General features: G+C 46.1%; 19 protein-coding genes, 1 pseudogene and 1 riboswitch. Of the genes and pseudogenes, 10 read left to right on the top strand and 10 right to left on the bottom strand.

What is annotated here, in order from left to right:
• Positions 1-14: 14 nt before the first annotated feature.
• From BLU03_RS03085 to BLU03_RS03070, 4 genes are all read right to left on the bottom strand, one after another.
• On the bottom strand, positions 15-923 hold the full coding sequence (locus BLU03_RS03085; RefSeq protein ID WP_008592262.1) for a peptidylprolyl isomerase: 909 nt from the start codon (positions 921-923) through the stop codon (positions 15-17).
• Between the two features lie 205 nt (positions 924-1,128).
• Positions 1,129-1,317 carry a hypothetical protein gene (locus BLU03_RS03080; RefSeq protein WP_008592263.1) on the bottom strand — a complete coding sequence of 63 codons (189 nt, stop codon included), beginning with the start codon at positions 1,315-1,317 and terminating at the stop codon, positions 1,129-1,131.
• 82 nt (positions 1,318-1,399) lie between these two features.
• Positions 1,400-1,951 (bottom strand): DUF3267 domain-containing protein, encoded by a 552-nt coding sequence (locus BLU03_RS03075; RefSeq protein WP_008592264.1) that lies wholly within the window; start codon positions 1,949-1,951, stop codon positions 1,400-1,402.
• Between the two features lie 322 nt (positions 1,952-2,273).
• Positions 2,274-2,798: a GbsR/MarR family transcriptional regulator gene (locus BLU03_RS03070; protein ID WP_093105503.1), complete on the bottom strand. Its 525-nt coding sequence runs from the start codon at positions 2,796-2,798 to the stop codon at positions 2,274-2,276.
• Between the two features lie 273 nt (positions 2,799-3,071).
• Between BLU03_RS03070 and BLU03_RS03065 the strand changes: the two are divergent.
• The 3 genes and pseudogenes from BLU03_RS03065 (at position 3,072) to BLU03_RS03055 (ending at position 6,116) form a co-directional block, all read left to right on the top strand.
• Positions 3,072-4,275 (top strand): annotated as a pseudogene (locus BLU03_RS03065) (quaternary amine ABC transporter ATP-binding protein).
• Positions 4,259-5,110, top strand: a complete 852-nt coding sequence (locus tag BLU03_RS03060; RefSeq protein ID WP_093105500.1) for an ABC transporter permease — start codon at positions 4,259-4,261, stop codon at positions 5,108-5,110. The pseudogene BLU03_RS03065 and the gene BLU03_RS03060 overlap by 17 nt, the downstream one beginning before the upstream one ends.
• A gap of 64 nt (positions 5,111-5,174) precedes the next feature.
• On the top strand, positions 5,175-6,116 hold the full coding sequence (locus BLU03_RS03055; RefSeq protein WP_093105497.1) for a glycine betaine ABC transporter substrate-binding protein: 942 nt from the start codon (positions 5,175-5,177) through the stop codon (positions 6,114-6,116).
• Between the two features lie 86 nt (positions 6,117-6,202).
• On the opposite strand, the gene BLU03_RS03050 is transcribed toward BLU03_RS03055, so the two are convergent.
• The 3 genes from BLU03_RS03050 to BLU03_RS03040 form a co-directional block, all read right to left on the bottom strand.
• Positions 6,203-6,595, bottom strand: coding sequence for a YtxH domain-containing protein (locus BLU03_RS03050; RefSeq protein ID WP_076569075.1), 393 nt, complete (start codon positions 6,593-6,595; stop codon positions 6,203-6,205).
• A 122-nt stretch (positions 6,596-6,717) separates the two neighbouring features.
• Positions 6,718-7,245 carry a tryptophan transporter gene (locus BLU03_RS03045; RefSeq protein ID WP_008590191.1) on the bottom strand — a complete coding sequence of 176 codons (528 nt, stop codon included), beginning with the start codon at positions 7,243-7,245 and terminating at the stop codon, positions 6,718-6,720.
• 100 nt (positions 7,246-7,345) lie between these two features.
• Positions 7,346-7,768: an HIT family protein gene (locus BLU03_RS03040; protein WP_093105495.1), complete on the bottom strand. Its 423-nt coding sequence runs from the start codon at positions 7,766-7,768 to the stop codon at positions 7,346-7,348.
• Positions 7,769-7,889: 121 nt separating this feature from the next.
• Between BLU03_RS03040 and BLU03_RS03035 the strand changes: the two genes are divergently transcribed.
• The 5 genes from BLU03_RS03035 (at position 7,890) to BLU03_RS03015 (ending at position 13,099) form a co-directional block, all read left to right on the top strand.
• A complete protein-coding gene (locus BLU03_RS03035; RefSeq protein ID WP_008590188.1) occupies positions 7,890-8,633 on the top strand; it encodes an ABC transporter ATP-binding protein in 744 nt (247 codons plus the stop codon).
• Positions 8,626-9,840, top strand: a complete 1,215-nt coding sequence (locus BLU03_RS03030) for an ABC transporter permease (RefSeq protein ID WP_093105493.1) — start codon at positions 8,626-8,628, stop codon at positions 9,838-9,840. The genes BLU03_RS03035 and BLU03_RS03030 overlap by 8 nt, the downstream gene beginning before the upstream one ends.
• Positions 9,841-9,915: 75 nt before the next feature.
• A riboswitch (SAM riboswitch) is annotated at positions 9,916-10,024 on the top strand.
• Between the two features lie 73 nt (positions 10,025-10,097).
• Positions 10,098-11,210: an aminotransferase class I/II-fold pyridoxal phosphate-dependent enzyme gene (locus BLU03_RS03025; RefSeq protein WP_008590184.1), complete on the top strand. Its 1,113-nt coding sequence runs from the start codon at positions 10,098-10,100 to the stop codon at positions 11,208-11,210.
• Positions 11,211-11,251: 41 nt separating this feature from the next.
• On the top strand, positions 11,252-12,304 hold the full coding sequence (locus BLU03_RS03020) for a homocysteine S-methyltransferase family protein (RefSeq protein WP_008590183.1): 1,053 nt from the start codon (positions 11,252-11,254) through the stop codon (positions 12,302-12,304).
• Positions 12,305-12,406: 102 nt separating this feature from the next.
• Positions 12,407-13,099: a phosphatase PAP2 family protein gene (locus tag BLU03_RS03015; RefSeq protein ID WP_093105491.1), complete on the top strand. Its 693-nt coding sequence runs from the start codon at positions 12,407-12,409 to the stop codon at positions 13,097-13,099.
• 61 nt (positions 13,100-13,160) lie between these two features.
• Here BLU03_RS03015 and BLU03_RS03010 read toward each other — a convergent pair whose 3' ends face one another.
• The gene (locus BLU03_RS03010) at positions 13,161-14,342 is read right to left on the bottom strand and encodes an amidohydrolase (protein WP_093105488.1); all 1,182 of its coding nucleotides are present in this window, start codon (positions 14,340-14,342) and stop codon (positions 13,161-13,163) included.
• A gap of 102 nt (positions 14,343-14,444) precedes the next feature.
• Complete coding sequence (locus BLU03_RS03005; RefSeq protein WP_008590177.1) at positions 14,445-14,882, bottom strand: ferritin-like domain-containing protein; 438 nt, start codon at positions 14,880-14,882, stop codon at positions 14,445-14,447.
• A 165-nt stretch (positions 14,883-15,047) separates the two neighbouring features.
• On the opposite strand from BLU03_RS03005, the gene BLU03_RS03000 reads away from it, so the two are divergent.
• Entirely contained in the window at positions 15,048-15,461 is a 414-nt protein-coding gene (locus BLU03_RS03000) for a disulfide oxidoreductase (RefSeq protein WP_234972544.1), read from the top strand.
• Between the two features lie 2 nt (positions 15,462-15,463).
• Positions 15,464-15,946, top strand: coding sequence for a thioredoxin family protein (locus BLU03_RS02995; RefSeq protein WP_008590174.1), 483 nt, complete (start codon positions 15,464-15,466; stop codon positions 15,944-15,946).
• A 78-nt stretch (positions 15,947-16,024) separates the two neighbouring features.
• Here the strand turns inward: BLU03_RS02995 and BLU03_RS02990 are convergent, their stop codons facing one another.
• On the bottom strand, positions 16,025-16,531 hold the full coding sequence (locus tag BLU03_RS02990) for an antibiotic biosynthesis monooxygenase family protein (protein WP_076569093.1): 507 nt from the start codon (positions 16,529-16,531) through the stop codon (positions 16,025-16,027).
• Between the last annotated feature and the right edge of the window lie 26 nt (positions 16,532-16,557).

Below are 16,557 nucleotides of genomic sequence, written 5' to 3'. Positions count from 1 at the left end.
GCTTTTAAATTGGACTATTCTTCGGAACTTCCATCTTCTTCAGAATCCCCGCTGCCTTCTTCAGCTGATTCCTGTTTAAACAGTCCCTCGAATTCTTCCAGTTTCACGTCAATTTCAGCTTCATCCATGATTTTCTGCAGATGCTGCTGCATTTTCTGCTGATCGACTTTCTGACTTACGAGCGTTCTTTTGATTTCCGGTTTAGCTTCCTCGTAAGGTTTCACATCTTCCGCATCACGTTTATCGGTGACCTTTATGATGTGGTAGCCGAATTGAGACTGGACAGGTTCGCTGATTTCACCCTTATCCAGTTTGTAAGCAGCCGCTTCGAACTCCTGGGCCATTTCCCCGGGGCCGAAGTAACCGAGTTTGCCGCCCTGCTGTGCAGAGCCGTCAGAGGAATATTCGCTGGCAAGTTCACTGAATTCTGCTCCATCAGCCAGCTTTTTCTTAACTTCCTCTGCCGTTTCTTTGTCTTCGACAAGAATATGGCTTGCCTGTACTTCTGTTTTCATGCGTTCGTAGTAGTCTTTCATTTCCTTTTCGGAAATATCTACTGTTTCAGCAGCAGCCTGTTCCTGAAGAAGACTTTGACGTATCGTTTCCTTAAAAGCGTCCACATCTTCAAAACCGCTACTCTCGAGAGCCTGATCGAACTGGTCTCCGTATTGTTCCTTCAGGGCGTCCACTTCTTTTTGCACGGCCTCATCACTTACGTCATACTTTTCGGTCAGTACTTCATTCGTCACAAGCTGCTGAAGTACCTCTTCCCCGTGTTTATTTTTCAGTTCGTTATAGAATTCTTCTTTTGTAATTTCACTGTTTGCGGTTTCTGCAACCGTTTCGGAGGAATCATCCGAACTGCATGCCGCAAGCGTAAAAACACTCGTAGCTAAAATTGTGGTTAATACAGCTTTTTTCATAATGGTCGTACACTCCTTGTATGTAATTTGCAGAGGTGGGCCTGAAGGTCTGCCTAAAAGATAATATAACATAAAAAACATTTCACTTACTACTGTGAATGTAAAGAAACGGAAGGGGGAAACTTGCCTCCATAAAATAAAAACACCGCAGCCCGTACCTGCAGTGTTCCTTAACGATAATTATTTTATAGTGCATGACGCTCTATTATAAAACCGTAATGACTTCCACGTAAGAAGAAATCAGCAGAATGGTAATGAGAACGTTGATCGTACGAAATACTCTCATCTGTTTTTCTTTCTCCATTTTCGTTTTCAGACATAGGGAGTGAGTTAATGAGTTGAAAATAAATAGTACAACTAAAGCAAATACACCAAAAACGACTGCGAAGCTCATAAATAGCCCCTCCTTTACTCTTACGGTTTACTGTATCAAAAACTGGAGAAAATGAAAAGACAGCACTCTTACAGGTGCTGTCTTATGCTTCTTTCCGCTGGATCAGTATGTCGTACCCGTCCTTTGCGTTTTCGATTATACACCGGCGCGGAGCTTTCACGAAATGATAAAGATAAAGGAAGTCTGTGAAAGACATCGCTAAGTTAACAGAAGTGATGAGCATGAAATACACGAAATAATCAGGGAACATGTAAGCCATCATATACGAAGGCGCCGATATGAAAAGAGTCGGGCCGAGCGCCATAAGAATGGACGTCTGTTTTGAAAGTTTCGATTTACACTGATAGAAGAAAGTCGGGAAAACGCGCTTTCTGAATTTCAGGAACACCTTCATACGTTTATAAGACAATAGTAACGGAAGCATATGCATCAGCCGATGAAACAGCGGAAGGAGAAACAGAACGACGACTACCGGAAACAGCCCATAGTCTTTTACTTCATTAGAGCCATGATACATAGATAACGGAATAAATAAGATGAGAAAAGAAATAACCCCAATAAAAATTGAAAAGATATAAATCCGGTTCAGGCCGAATTCTTTATTGATGTTTACTGATTTCCAGCAGTTCATCATAGTGAATACCCTCCTCTGCATCAGAATGCAAGTCAATAGTTGGTTGAATCGTCGACATGCCGGGTCTGCGAAGACTTTTTTCCCCGGCCACAAGAGGAATCATAGTACGGATTGAGAAGAAAAGCAACAGTTTTATAAAAAAGAATTTTAACAGCGTGATGGCGGGGGTCGAAGGGTCCATGGAGTCCTTGCGAAAACGTTGGAGAAGAAGGGTTAATAAGTGCAGGGAGAAGAGAGGGCAGAAAGGCGGCAGGAATAAGTCACAAAAATCAAAATAACCGACTATACGCCGGTTATTTTTAAGAGGGGAGGGTATATATAACTAGTTGACTTCATCTTCTTTCAGCGCAAGTATTTTGGTGAATGCTTCCGTAACGCATGCATGGAATACTTTCATTTCCTCAGCTTTTTCATAAAGCAGATCCGCTTCTTCGGCGGAACCTTCCTCGACTAACTCATAATTGCTGGCCGCCATCTCTGCCTGCAGCCTTTCCAGATTGTCTTTCTGTTCATCAGCCTGCTGTATCCATTTTTCAATAAAAGAAGAAAGGAAACTTAAATACAGGTTTTTATTAGCCTGATAGAAGTCTTTACGCTTCCCCTTCACCCACACCCGTTCTACGAGCCCCTGCTCCAGCAGACTTCGAATCCCGGTGCTCATGGACGTTTTACTTTTACCTGAAGCCTTACTCATGTCATCCAATGTCATAGGAAAAGGGTGGATGTATAAAATGATAAAAAGCCGCGCGTCCCCGGAGGTAAGACCGAACATCTCAAGAGTTTTAGAAAACTCCTGGACGGTTTTAGCCTGAAATTCTTCTAATAAGGGATAGTTTACAGATGTCATGCAATCCTCCTCCAGTACGAATTACTTTAAGGTTACTACAATGCTACTGCGGGAGAAAATAGTAGCACCGGCAGGAAATAGATGAAAAACAGAGAAAAAAGGCGTATTATACTTTGTTTGTTGTGTACAGTTTAAACTGTACGTTATTTTTGAACTGAATAACATTTATAATAAGTTTGTGTTTTATGTGTCGGATAAGTTACAGTATTACAAGTAGGTAACAAAAAGAGAAAACGAATGGAATCGTTGCTAATTTAGAAAGAGGTGAGGGGATTGCCAGTAATCGACGTAAAAGATTTATCGAAAATATTCGGCAAAAACGCCAAGAAGGCTACCAAATATCTGGATGAAGGTATGTCGAAGGAAGAAATTTTAAAGAAAACCGGGAACACAGTCGGTGTAAACCGCGCTACTTTCAGTGTGGAGGCAGGAGAAATCTTCGTAATAATGGGGCTGTCCGGGAGCGGGAAATCCACCCTGGTACGTCTCGTGAACAGATTGATCGAGCCGACGGAAGGAAGCGTGACGATCGACGGAGAAGACCTTTCCCAGATGGATAAGAAGGCTTTGAGAGAAGTGCGCCGTCGGAAATTAAGTATGGTTTTCCAGCGCTTCGCACTGTTTCCTCATCGGACCATTGTTGAAAATGCGGAATTCGGTCTTGAAGTCCAGAACATAGACAAAGATGAGCGCAGAAAGAAAGCGTCCGAATCGCTCGAGATGGTAGGGCTCGGGGATTATATGAATCAGTTTCCCGGTCAGCTCTCCGGCGGGATGCAGCAGCGTGTCGGACTGGCGCGTGCGCTTGCCAACGACCCGGAAGTACTGCTGATGGATGAAGCGTTTTCGGCACTCGATCCTCTCATTCGAAAAGAGATGCAGGATGAACTGATTGCCCTTCAGCAAAAAAATGAAGAAAACGATTCTTTTCATCACGCACGATCTCGACGAAGCACTCCGTATCGGAGATCGTATTGCTCTGATGAAAGATGGAAAGATAGTACAAATCGGTACTCCGGAAGAAATACTCATCAATCCGGCTAACGATTATGTGGAGAGGTTCGTAGAAGATGTGGACCGTTCCAAAGTACTGACTGCCGAACACATTATGAAACGGCCGGAGACGGTGGATATAGAGAAACATGGCCCGCGGACTGCTCTCGAAAGAATGAGGAAAGAAGGGTTATCAAGTATTTACGTCACCGATGCCGATAGAAATTTAAAAGGATACGTTACCGCTGATGACGTAGCCGAAGCGGCAGGTAAAGAAGAAAAAACTCTGAAAAACATATTACGTACAGAAGTAGTACAGGTGAGCAGGGAGACTACGATGCATGAAATCTTTGATGTGATTCATGATGCTAAAGTCCCTGTAGCCGTAGTGGATAATGAAAAATTGGAAGGAATCATTGTTCGAGGGGCAGTAATTGCCGCTCTGTCCGGAAGTGAGGTGAACCTGAATGGGGATATTTCCTGAAATACCGGTAGCTGAATGGATCACAGCAGCAACTGAAGGCATACAGGAAGGTCTTAAACCTATTTTTACATTTATACGGGAAGATTTCGGTGATTTCATCGAAGTATTTGCCGAAGACTGGCTGATGAACGTACCGATCTGGTTATTCATCGTAGTAATAGCGGTTCTTGCATTTTTCGCCTCGGGTAAAAAGTTCGGACTGGTCGCTTTTACGGTGATCGGTTTATGGTTTGTGGCGAACCAGGGGCTGTGGGAAGAGCTGATGAATACATTTACACTCGTCATATTTGCAAGTCTGATATCTGTCATTATCGGAGTGCCGTTCGGAATATGGATGGCGAAAAGTAAACCGGTAGAAAATATCCTCACCCCGGTTCTTGACTTTATGCAGACGATGCCGGCGTTCGTTTATCTGATTCCGGCTGTTGCGTTCTTTGGTATCGGCATGGTGCCGGGTGTCTTTGCCTCCGTCATATTCGCTACGCCTCCGACGGTAAGGTTCACCAACCTCGGCATACGTCAGGTGTCCGGTGAATTGATCGAAGCTTCCGATGCTTTCGGAACTACGGGAACACAGAAGCTGTTTAAAGTTCAGCTTCCTATGGCCAAGAAAACGATTATGGCCGGTATCAACCAGACGGTTATGCTCGCACTTTCCATGGTAGTTATCGCCTCCATGATCGGGGCGAAAGGTCTTGGACAGACAGTTATTACAGCCCTTCAGCGTGCTCAGGTAGGACCTGGTTTCGTCGCAGGGTTCGGAATCGTTATTTTGGCCATCATTATCGACCGCTTTACGCAAAATCTTAATACACAGCGGGGAGATAATCCTTAAGCAGGTGGAAGAGGACTACGTGTCCTGATTTATATAAAACTTATTAAGAAAAGGGGAGAAGTACATGTTTAAGTTTGATTGGAAAAGAATTGGTATGACAGCCGGATTATCGTTGACGCTATTAGCCGCGGGGTGCGGTTCGGACGGAGGTTCTTCGGACTCCGGTGGAGAATCGGGATCTGACGGTGAATCTTCAGGAAAGGCGAACTATGGTGAGGAAATAAACTACGAAATTACAGGTATTGAAGCAGGTGCCGGTGTTGTAGCGGCCTCCCAGGATGCTGTGGAGAAGTATGACAGTCTTGCCGGGTGGGAAGTATCCACTTCTTCTTCCGGGGCTATGGCAACTGCTCTTGGGGAAGCTATTGACAATGAAGAGCCGATTGTCGTTACCGGCTGGACACCACACTGGAAGTTCGCTGAATATGACCTGAAATATCTTGAAGACCCGCAAGGAGTTTTCGGGGACGCTGAAGAAATCAAAACGATGGTGAAAACGGGACTGAAAGACGAGAAGCCTAATGCTTACAAGATTCTGGATCAGTTCCAGTGGGAAACTTCTCAAATGGAAGAAGTTATGCTTGAAATCCAAAATGGCGCAGACCCTGCAGAGGCTGCAAAAAACTGGGTTTCCAATAATGAAGATGCAGTATCATCCTGGACGGAAGGTACAGAAGAAGTTGATGGAAAAGAAGTAGAACTCGTCTATGTAAACTGGGATTCGGAAATCGCATCTACGAACGTTGTAGCTGAAGTCATGAAGGAACAGGGCTTCGAAGTGACCACCACTCCTCTCGACAATGGTCCGATGTGGGAAGCTGTAGCCAATGGCGAAGCTGATGGAATGGTAGCGGCATGGTTGCCGGCCACTCATGGTTCCCAGTTCGAGAAGTACGGAGAACAGGTAGAGGATCTCGGGGCTAACCTGGAGGGCGCGAAAATCGGCCTTGTAGTCCCGGAATATATGGAAGTTGATTCCATCGAAGATTTACAAGCTGCTGAATAATAATGTCAGGAAAGCGTCCCGGGAGCCGGGACGCTTTTTTTTATGAAGGAAGATAAAAAAGAGCACCCGGAGCGGGTGCTCTTTCATCAGTTGCGGGGAGTTTCTTCGTTTCCGGAGGTGCGATGCTGCTTTGCTTTCTCTTCAAGGTCTGCAAGATTTTCTTCAATCTGTTCTAAGTATTTTTGAATTTCTTTCTGATGGGGAGCGATCGTCTGTTTCCAGCCCTCGACAGAAGAGCTGATATCTTCGCTGAGATGACGGATGAGTGAAAGTGTGTCTTTGGATGTTTCAGTAACCTGATCTTTGAATTGTTTACCATCCTGACCGGACCTGCGTAAAAGACTGTTCAATTCTTTACTTTTACTGACAGCGTTCGAGCGGAATTCCTGGCCGGACGAGGGAGTGCTGAAAAGAACGTAAAGGGCTCCGGCAGCACTTCCGGAAACAATTCCCATAACAAACGGTTTAACTCGGACCATTCTGTTTCCTCCTTTACTCACTAACCTGTACCTGTTTACTGTTTCTCCTGATATGTATACATTTAAACCTTTTCCTCCTGAAAACAGGGGAGCGACCGGGCTGAGAGGCCGCTCCTATAAGGTCAGGAGGCGCGAAGTGTCTGTGATGGGGAGTTTCTCATAATCCTGAGAGAAACCGGGTGCAATACCATCATCAGCACAGTGTTTAAAAGCGCTGTCGGGAGCACTACAGTCAGGAACATGGCTATAAAGCCTGCATCCATTAAACCGATAACGAACAGAATCAACCCCAGGAAAATGGAGCCGCTGACAATCGTTCCGACAGCCGTAAGAACAGCTGCTTTGATGCGTTCCTGTTTAAAGTTACGCATGGCGAGAACGAGCACAAATACAATCATACCTGTGACGGGTTTTTCAATAAGGTTTGCGATCTGTCCGCCCGGCGCGGTGGTGGTTAATGCAGAGACGATTCCTGTAGCTGTGGAAAGTACAAGAACGTAAGATACTTTAGGGAACATAATAATCCCCAAAAACATCATGGCAAGCAGCATATCCGGCCTCATTCCGAAAAATATCGGCGGCATGACTGCATGCAGTACAGCCCCTATTCCTATAAACAACGACAGCAACACCAGTACACGAGTATTCATCTAATCTCTCCTCTTCTAAGCTTTTCTGATTTCACTCCAACCGTACCCTCGTGGTCGATTGCGAATGTGTTATAAGTATAACAAAAGTCCCGTACAGTTTCTAAGAAATCTTTTCAGCAATCGTCTGCGACAGTTCCTGAAGCTGTTCCGGAGTGTAGGAATTACTGTTGTCCGTCCATTTGACTCCGAAACCGTCTCCGTTTTCGTACCTCGGAAGAACGTGGATGTGTAAGTGAAATACAGACTGATAGGCTGCTTCGTCGTTATTATTTACAATGTTCACACCATCCGCATCAAAAGCGGATTTAACGGCCGTGGCGATTTTTGGTATTCGTGCAAACACATTGGAGGCTATTTGCGGGTGAGTTTCGTAGATGTTTTTAGTATGCTGTTTTGGAATGACGAGCGTATGACCTTTGGTGACCTGACTAATGTCTAAAAAGGCATAAACTTCTTCGTCTTCATATACTTTGGCTGATGGAATTTCTCCGTTGATAATTTTGCAGAAAATACAATCTGTCATAAATATTCCCTCCTTGATGGGTATTGTACCATAGCAGGACGCAAGAACTGTAATAGGAAAGCCAACTATGGTACTATTTTTTAAAGGAAGGGACCACTACACACGAAAAGAGGGAGTCAGATTGGAATCACTATTACATATCGAAAATTTATTTGGGGGCTACACCCGTAAAAACGTTCTGCACGGCATTTCTCTTCAGGTGAATTCCGGTGAAATAGTTGGTCTTATCGGATTGAACGGCGCCGGGAAAAGTACGACCATCAAGCACGTTATCGGAATGATGGAGGCGAAAAAAGGAAGTGTTTCCATAAATGGTACGTCTTTCAGGGAGAACCCCGAAGGCTATCGTCAACAGCTTGCCTATATCCCCGAGATGCCTATTCTGTACGATGAACTTACGCTGGAAGAGCACCTGCGCCTGACTGCCCGTGCGTATCACATTGATGAACAGACTTTTAACAGCAGAGTCCCCCCTCTCTTAAAAGAATTTCATATGGAAAAAAGGCTTCACTGGTTTCCTGTTCACTTCTCCAAGGGGATGCGTCAGAAAGTCATGATTATGTGTGCTTTTCTGATCGAACCCGCTTTATATATCGTAGATGAGCCGTTTGTAGGGCTCGACCCGCTCGGCATCCAGTCTTATCTTGAATGGATGGAAGAAATGAAGAAGAACGGGGCCGGGGTTCTTATGTCGACTCATATACTCGCCACTGCAGAGAAATACTGTGACCGCTTTGTCATTCTTCATGAAGGAGAAATCAGAGCAGACGGGACGCTGGAAGAACTTCGCACATTCTTTTCCATGCCGCGGGCTTCCCTCGATGATATATATGTACGATTGACGAAGGACGATTCCCATGATTAACGCCAGACGTTTCTGGAAAGAGCGGATGAGGGAACACACGAAAGAACTGAGCCGGTATACGCGCTATATTTTTAACGGTCATATTGCGGTAGTGATGTTTTTTCTTCTTTCGGCCGGTGCATACTTTTATCAGCAGTGGCTGCAGACCGTTCCTGAAGATTTCCCCGCCGGACTGATTGTAGCTCTGGTTTTCGCCAGCATTACATCCTACAGTCCGGTACGTACAATGATCAAAGAACCGGACCTGGTTTTTCTTCTGCCGGCGGAGTTCGAGTTGAAGGATTATTTCCGTTTCAGTCTTTACTATAGTTATGTGGTGCAGCTTTACGTAATTTTTCTTGCGGGGGCTGCGCTCGGACCTTTGTATTTTACCGTGTATCCTGAACTGGGTACGGATCACTACCTCGCCATCATTCTGCTTATGCTTGTCGTGAAGGCGGGAGTAATGCAGTCCAACTGGTGGATGCTGCAGGAACGTCAGCCTTCTATACGTATCGGCTATCAGGCGGCGGTGTGGATAGTTTCAGCCGCCCTGTTTTACTCTGCGGCCGTTGATGCCCTCTTGTTTGTCGTTCCGGGTCTTGTGCTCTTGAGCGGGCTTGTAGTATATGCCTGGAGAGTATCGAAGCAGAAAGCCGGGCTTGCCTGGGATCTTCTGCTGGAAAAAGACCAGGGACGGATGAGGGTGTTCTACAGGCTGGCTAATATGTTCACAGACGTTCCGCATCTGAAAAGCCGGGTGAAACGAAGGCGTCTTATCGTAAAACTTTTGACCGCCCGCATTCCTTTTTCCGGAGATACAACGTACACTTACCTGTACCGAATTACTTTTGCAAGATCCGGCGATTACAGCGGGATGTACATTCGTCTGGCTGCTATAGGTGCTCTTGCTGTATGGTTCGTTCCTAATATGATGATAAGTGTAATTATCGGTGTCCTGTTTCTTTATTTGAGCGGATTCCAGATGATGACGTTGTGGCAGCATCATCGGACTATCGCCTGGCTGGATATTTATCCGGTCTCCTTTGAACAGAGAAAAGAAGAATTGATACGTTTCCTGAGACAGCTTCTTTTCTTCCAGACACTCATTTTCGTCGTGGTATTTGCTGTGCAGATGATGTGGGCGGGAGCCCTTTTGATGGCGTTCGGAGGTATTTTGTTCAGTCGGTTATTTACGGAAACCTTTGTAAGGAAACGACTGAATTGAAAAATAATTAAAAAAATATTGACGAATGCTGCGTTCGTCTATATAATTGGTGAAAATCAAATGAATATTAATGTACTCTTATCCAGAGAGGTGGAGGGACTGGCCCTTTGAAACCTCGGCAACCATTGTTTAAAAGCGAACTGGTGCCAATTCCAGCAAAGCCTGTGCTTTGAAAAGATGAGAGGACGATAGTACACAAATGTGTAGAAATCGGCCTCTTTTCAGGAGGTCGATTTTTTTATGGGAGGGATGCCACTATGGTACACGAGAGAGCGACAATACTGACGCAGGCCGGAAACAGGACGGACCCCGGTACCGGCGCAGTAAGCACTCCGGTTTATTTTTCCACAAGTTATGCCCATCACGGGCTCGGGGAATCCACCGGTTTTGATTACACAAGGACGGCTAACCCCACGCGCTCTGTTTTGGAGAAAACACTTCAGGAACTCGAAAAGGGAGACGGGGCTTTTGCCTGCAGTTCCGGAATGGCAGCTATCCATACAGTTTTCGGTCTGTTCCGCTCGGGGGAGGAGGTGATCGTTTCACGTGATTTGTACGGCGGGACCTACCGGCTGTTTGAAGAAGTTCTTGCCCGGTACGGGATAACTTTTCGTTATGCAGACCTCACGGATGATGCGGCACTGGAGAGTGAAATGAGGGAAAGGACAAAAGCCGTATTTTTCGAGACTCCGGCCAATCCTTTGATGAAGGAGGTGGACATTTCGAAATGCGCTGCTGTCTGCAGAAAATACGGTGTAAGGCTGATAGTGGATAACACGTTTTATTCACCTCTCCTTCAGAATCCTCTGGAAGAAGGGGCGGACATCGTTATCCACAGCGGTACGAAGTATCTTGGAGGTCATAATGACGTCCTGGCGGGGGCGATCATAACGAAAGGGGAGGAGCTCACCCGCACTGTCCAGAACCTTCATAACGGGATTGGTGCGACACTGTCGGCGATGGATTCCTGGCTTTTACTGAGAGGGATGAAAACGCTCCACATACGTATGAAACAGCACGAGGAGAATGCGGAAACAATTGTTGATTATCTGAAGAGCCGTGAAGAGGTCCGGGAAGTCCTGTATCCGGGACGGGGCGGGATGCTTTCTTTCCGTTTAACAAGAGAAGAACAGGTGCCGGTTTTTCTGAAGACCTTAAATATCATTACGTTTGCTGAAAGTCTTGGAGGGGTGGAGAGTTTCATTACTTATCCTGCAACTCAGACGCATGCGGATATTCCGGAGGAGACGAGGGTGAAATATGGAGTGGATAGTTGTCTTCTCCGCTTCTCCGTAGGCATTGAAGATAAAAATGACCTGATGGATGACCTGGGCGCAGCGCTTTTGGAGTCTGTTCGAAAAAGTGCATAACTGCCCTGATACGCAAACCATTATAAAAAGGAGCGAGGTATATGACTAAAAGAAGTCTTAAGCAGCGGCTGGAAGAAGGTCCGGTGATTGCCGGGGAAGGTTACCTGTTTGAATTGGAGAGGAGAGGATATCTTCAGGCGGGTTCTTTCGTGCCGGAAGTAGCCCTTAAGAATCCGGAAGCTTTGAAACAGACGTACCGGGATTATATGCTTGCAGGTTCCGATGTAGTGTTAGCTTTTACCTACAACGCCCACCGGGAGAAGATGAGAATCATAGGCAAAGAGGAACTGCTTGAACCGCTGAACCGGAACGCAATCCGTCTGGCTAAAGAAGTGGCGCGAGAACATCCGGAGGAAGAAGCGCTCGTGGCCGGGAACATTTCGAATACGAATATCTTTGATCCGGAAAATGAAGATAGTAAAGTTCAAGTCCGGGAAATGTTCCGGGAAATGGTCGGATGGTGTAAAGAAGAAGGGGTGGATTTTGTGAACGGGGAAACGTTCTACTACCACGAAGAAGCTCTTATTGCTCTGGAGGAGATCAGACGGGTTGAACTCCCGGCTGTCATAACCCTCGGTCTTATGGGGGAAAACATACTGCGTGACGGCTACACCGTGGAGGATTCCTGCGCCTCTCTTGAAGAGAACGGAGCACTGGTCGTAGGTATGAACTGTTTTCGCGGTCCTGATACTATGCAGCCCTACGTAGAGAAAATAAGACGAAAAGTGAACGGATATGTAGGGGCACTGCCGATTCCGTACCGTACGACGGAAGACAATCCCACATTTTTTAATCTTCCGGATGGCGGATGCAGTTGCACTCTCCCGACGGAAACGACTTTTCCGACTTCGCTCGACCCGCTCTATCATAACCGGTATGAACTTGCGGCATGGGCGGAAAAAGCGAAAAATGACGGAGTTAATTATATCGGTCTATGTTGCGGAAGTTCTCCTGCTATGCTCCGCTCTGTTGCGGAAGCGGCCGGTGTGGAGACGGTACACTCCATTTATTCACCCGATATGCATAAACATTTTCTGTTCGGAGAAGAGGAAAGCCTGAATGAATCAAACCTGGCCTACAGGACGAAAGCATAAGCAAAGCCCCGGCAAGGAGGTATACTCTGCCGGGGCTTGTAGTTTGTTTGAAAACGGTGCGGGGAAAGATAGTAAAGAAGTAAGAAGTAGGAGGAAAAGAAATTGTTATTTAGAGGCACACATTTCAAAAATCCCACCAGAACATCCATTATTTTAATAATAGCAGGGTTTATCCTCATAGGAGGAGGGTTCTTCTCTTTCGTTTCCCTCGGTGAAGATGTTCTTGAAGGGGAAAAGTTCGCATTGGATCGCATAGTAAATAATTTTGTGGATACCATCAATCCACCGTGGCTCACAGAAACGATGGGATACATAACCGAAGCAGGGTCCGTATGGGTTTTGTCAGCACTGTCGGTCATCGTAATAAGTTATCTTCTGTTTATTTCGAATAAAAGTAAATGGGTGGCACTTTTTTTTGCGGTCAATATGATAGGAATAAGCGCTCTTACGAAAGGTTTGAAGTTATTGTTTGAGCGCCAGCGTCCGGAAGTGATCGAGGCATATGACGGGGTCGGATACAGCTTCCCGAGCGGACACTCTACAGGTGCCTTCGCTTTCTACGGATTTATGATTTATCTCGTTACAGTAAGCAGGTTCACTTCTAAAGTGAAGTGGACCGTGAATATACTGCTTGCATTATTCGGTACTACGGTGGCTCTCAGCCGCATTTTTATAGGGGTCCATTATTTCACCGACGTTCTGGCGGGAATAGCTGTCGGAACGGCCTGGCTGCTCGTCTCCATCGCTGCTCTTGAAATTATGCTGTTCAAAAAAAGAAGAGAGACGGGCAAATAAATAGAAAAATTCCCCGGGCCAGGGCGGCCGGGGAAGCAGGTCTATATGAAAAATTTATGATTCAGCTGCTATATTTATGCTGGTAACTGAGAAATACCTGGAGAAGGGTTTTGGCCCCATGAAGCATAGCCCGTTCATCAAAGTCGAATTTAGGATGATGGTGGGGGAAGTCGTGTTCGGGCAGTTTAGCTCCTGTGAAATAGAAGGCTCCGGGCTTCTTCTGTAAATAATAGGAGAAATCCTCACCGGCCATGGAGGGGTCCACTTCACGGGTTGAGAGAGAGGAATCTGCATGCGGCGCTTCTTTAAGAACCAGGTCAGCCTCATTTTCATGATTGATAACAGGAGGATAGCCGATATTGTAGGAGAAATGGTAGTCGGCGCCTGCCGCCTCACATATCCCTCTCGTAATACGTTCCATCTCTTCCCTGATGGTTTCCTGTACCTCGGGCTCAAACGTTCGTACGGTACCGGAAAGCTCGGCCTGATCGGCGATTATATTGAAGGCTTTGCCGGCTTGAATGGTCCCTACGGTAACTACGGCAGTCTTTAACGGATCGATTCTCCTGGCGACTACCTGCTGGAGAGAAGCTACAATGTCGGAGGCGATGACGATAGCATCTTTCGTCTGGTGAGGCTGGGCGCCGTGGCCGCCTTTTCCTTTAATTTTAATTTCAAAAGCATCGGCGCCAGCCATAAACGGACCCCGGGCCGTTTCGATTGTCCCGTATTCCGTATTTGTCCAGAGATGAGTACCGAAAACGGCGTCTACGTGGTCGAGGGCGCCTGTTTCAAGCAAAGGTTTCGCTCCCCCTGGAGTAATCTCTTCAGCGGGCTGATGTACGAGAACCATAGTGCCGGGAAGTTCCTCCTTATATTTCCACACCGCTTCTGCGAGACCGAGCAGCTCAGCCGTGTGACCGTCATGTCCGCACGCATGCATCACTCCGTCGTTTCTGGAGCGGTGAGGCAGGTGGGTGTTCTCTTCCTGGATCGGGAGGGCGTCAAAATCGGCCCGCAGTGCCACGGTTCTGCCGGGCCGTCCCCCCTGTATCGTGGCTATCACTCCGTTGCCGCCTACATTTTTTTGGAAAGGGATACCGAGTGCTTCGTATGTATCAGCTATATATGCAGCTGTTTCCGTCTCCTGGAAAGAAAGTTCAGGATACTGATGCAGGTACCTGCGTGTTTCCACCATTTTTTCATAGAGGGTTTCTACTTCTTTAAACATGGACTCGGACATTATCTTTCCCTCCTTTTACTCTTTACTATATCATCGTTGTCAGAAGAAAGAAAAAAAGCGGACGGGTAGTCCGCTTTTCGATTATAACGCCAGTCACTCCGGTTATTCGTGCAGTCGGGAGTCCTGAAGCAGACGATCGATTTCTTCCATGTGACCGGTTTCATCGGAAATCAGGTCATCGAGTTTTACAGAGAGTTCGGTAAGATTCAATTCATCGGCCTGTTTCTTTCTTTGTTCGTAACGTTTGATAGTGGCTTCCTCCGAATCACGTGCGGCTACAAGCATCTCTTTAACACGTGTTTCCTGAGGTACCTCCGCTACAGTAGTCGTCGGCGTTCCGCCGAGAGTTGCTATTTTTTCTGCGAGATATAAGGCGTGCCCCTGCTCGTCAGCAATTTCTCCTTCGAAGAACGGTTTCAGTACTGAACGATACAAACCCGAAACCACGGCAGCGTTATTCGTATACATAACAGAAGCTGCGTATTCATGGGAAAGATCTTCATTTAAGCCTTCGATTAATTCTTTCATTTTCTGATCCATAAGACGACCATCCTTTCTTTGGACATAAATATCTTCTCTTTATTTGTATTCCCGCATCGGTCTTGCTTAAACGAACAGATGATGGCGATTTCGTGAATTTTTATTCTATATTTTCAATTCGTTACATTCCCTTGTATAATACTTAAAGAGAGGATGAGGCGAAGTATGAAGAGGTCAGATTTGATGTTTGTGGCCTGGGCGACGGCCCTTACCGCTACGCTTGGAAGTTTGTTCTATTCGGAATTTCTTGGTTATACGCCGTGCGAGTGGTGCTGGTATCAGCGTATTTTAATGTACCCCCTCGTCATCATATATGGTGTCGCTTTACTTAAAAATGAAAAAAACACCGCTTTACCGGGACTGATTTTGAGTGGTGCGGGGGTTCTTGTGTCCACGTATCATTATTCGGTTCAGAAAGTTCCGGCTCTAAAGACTCCGGGCGGAAGCTGCGGGACGGTCCCCTGTACGGTCGAGTACGTCAATTATTTAGGTTTCATTACGATTCCTTTTCTGGCCGGTACAGCTTTTATCATAATTTTCATAAGCCATTTATTACTATTACGGCAGAAGGAGCAGTGACGATGAAAAAGAAGATGATTATATTCGCAGCTGTACTTGTGGTACTGATTGCGGCACTGGCATTGATTGTCAGTTTGCAGAACTCGGAAAAAGCAGAAGGTAACCCTTATAACAAGGACGAAAGTGAATTGCAGCAGTCCACGATCGATCAGCTGGAGAATCCGAACTACGGCAACCAGATCCTTCCTGATGAACTTTCCGGGAAAGTGGAGTCGGGAGAGGAAGTAACTGTATATTTCTACAGTCCTGAATGTGTATATTGTCAGAACACAACACCGTACCTGGTGCCTCTTACAGAAGAGATGGGTGTGGATATGAAGAAGATGAACGTACTTGAATTCCCTGAGCAGAGACATAAGTATGGAATCGAAGGAACACCTACGGTCGTACATTTCGAAAACGGGGAAGAACAGGATCGTATCGTCGGTCAGCAGCCGGAAGAGAACTTCAGGGATTTCTTTGAAAACAACGTTAAAGGAGACTAAGAAAAAAGTGAGCGGGCTCTCCGCTCACTTTCTTTATAGCATGACAGTTCTTTGAAAATGTCAGCGGCCTCTGTTATGTCAATCTTCCGGATTCACCATGCGGTAGTGCATGATATAAGCATCGCCATCGATAAAGGACGGCTTCTGTTTATGTTCCGGACCCGATTTCTTATGGGCCTGTTCGAAAGATTGGGAGTTCCTCCAGTTATCAAAGCTTTCTTTATCACGCCATTGCGTGAATACGACATAGGTTTTCCCCTGTTTAGGGCGAAGAATACGGATGGCCTGAAACCCGTCCATCCCTTCAACGTTCCCTTTCCGGTTTTTGAAGCGGTCTTCAAATGTAGCGCGTCCTTCTTCGGATACAGGGATATTGTTGGTCACTACGAAACCGTTATTCTGTACATCTCCTGTAGAGTCGACAATTTCATAATCACGGCTTTCTTCGAAAATAGAAGGCTCCTCTCCTTCGTAATAAGCGATTGTGGAATTATCCCCCTGCATAAGCTGGACCTGTTTGTCGGAATGCTGGTTTTGAATCTTTTTCAGGAAATCGATCGTACCGTTAGTCATGGAAACTATCATATAAAGATTCTCCTTTCTTCTTCAGT

Source organism: Salimicrobium album, from assembly GCF_900107115.1.
Taxonomy (GTDB): Bacteria; Bacillota; Bacilli; order Bacillales; family Halobacillaceae; genus Salimicrobium; species Salimicrobium album.
This window is presented reverse-complemented; position numbering and strand designations above follow the sequence as displayed.

Excerpts from the sequence above, each read along its gene's own strand:
- BLU03_RS03085 (WP_008592262.1), bottom strand. The coding sequence starts at position 923 with ATGAAAAAAGCTGTATTAACCACAATTTTAGCTACGAGTGTTTTTACG.
- BLU03_RS03080 (WP_008592263.1), bottom strand. The coding sequence starts at position 1,317 with ATGAGCTTCGCAGTCGTTTTTGGTGTATTTGCTTTAGTTGTACTATTT.
- BLU03_RS03075 (WP_008592264.1), bottom strand. The coding sequence starts at position 1,951 with ATGATGAACTGCTGGAAATCAGTAAACATCAATAAAGAATTCGGCCTG.
- BLU03_RS03070 (WP_093105503.1), bottom strand. The coding sequence starts at position 2,798 with ATGACATCTGTAAACTATCCCTTATTAGAAGAATTTCAGGCTAAAACC.
- BLU03_RS03060 (WP_093105500.1), top strand. The coding sequence starts at position 4,259 with ATGGGGATATTTCCTGAAATACCGGTAGCTGAATGGATCACAGCAGCA.
- BLU03_RS03055 (WP_093105497.1), top strand. The coding sequence starts at position 5,175 with ATGTTTAAGTTTGATTGGAAAAGAATTGGTATGACAGCCGGATTATCG.
- BLU03_RS03050 (WP_076569075.1), bottom strand. The coding sequence starts at position 6,595 with ATGGTCCGAGTTAAACCGTTTGTTATGGGAATTGTTTCCGGAAGTGCT.
- BLU03_RS03045 (WP_008590191.1), bottom strand. The coding sequence starts at position 7,245 with ATGAATACTCGTGTACTGGTGTTGCTGTCGTTGTTTATAGGAATAGGG.
- BLU03_RS03040 (WP_093105495.1), bottom strand. The coding sequence starts at position 7,768 with ATGACAGATTGTATTTTCTGCAAAATTATCAACGGAGAAATTCCATCA.
- BLU03_RS03030 (WP_093105493.1), top strand. The coding sequence starts at position 8,626 with ATGATTAACGCCAGACGTTTCTGGAAAGAGCGGATGAGGGAACACACG.
- BLU03_RS03025 (WP_008590184.1), top strand. The coding sequence starts at position 10,098 with ATGGTACACGAGAGAGCGACAATACTGACGCAGGCCGGAAACAGGACG.
- BLU03_RS03020 (WP_008590183.1), top strand. The coding sequence starts at position 11,252 with ATGACTAAAAGAAGTCTTAAGCAGCGGCTGGAAGAAGGTCCGGTGATT.
- BLU03_RS03010 (WP_093105488.1), bottom strand. The coding sequence starts at position 14,342 with ATGTCCGAGTCCATGTTTAAAGAAGTAGAAACCCTCTATGAAAAAATG.
- BLU03_RS03005 (WP_008590177.1), bottom strand. The coding sequence starts at position 14,882 with ATGGATCAGAAAATGAAAGAATTAATCGAAGGCTTAAATGAAGATCTT.
- BLU03_RS03000 (WP_234972544.1), top strand. The coding sequence starts at position 15,048 with ATGAAGAGGTCAGATTTGATGTTTGTGGCCTGGGCGACGGCCCTTACC.
- BLU03_RS02995 (WP_008590174.1), top strand. The coding sequence starts at position 15,464 with ATGAAAAAGAAGATGATTATATTCGCAGCTGTACTTGTGGTACTGATT.
- BLU03_RS02990 (WP_076569093.1), bottom strand. The coding sequence starts at position 16,531 with ATGATAGTTTCCATGACTAACGGTACGATCGATTTCCTGAAAAAGATT.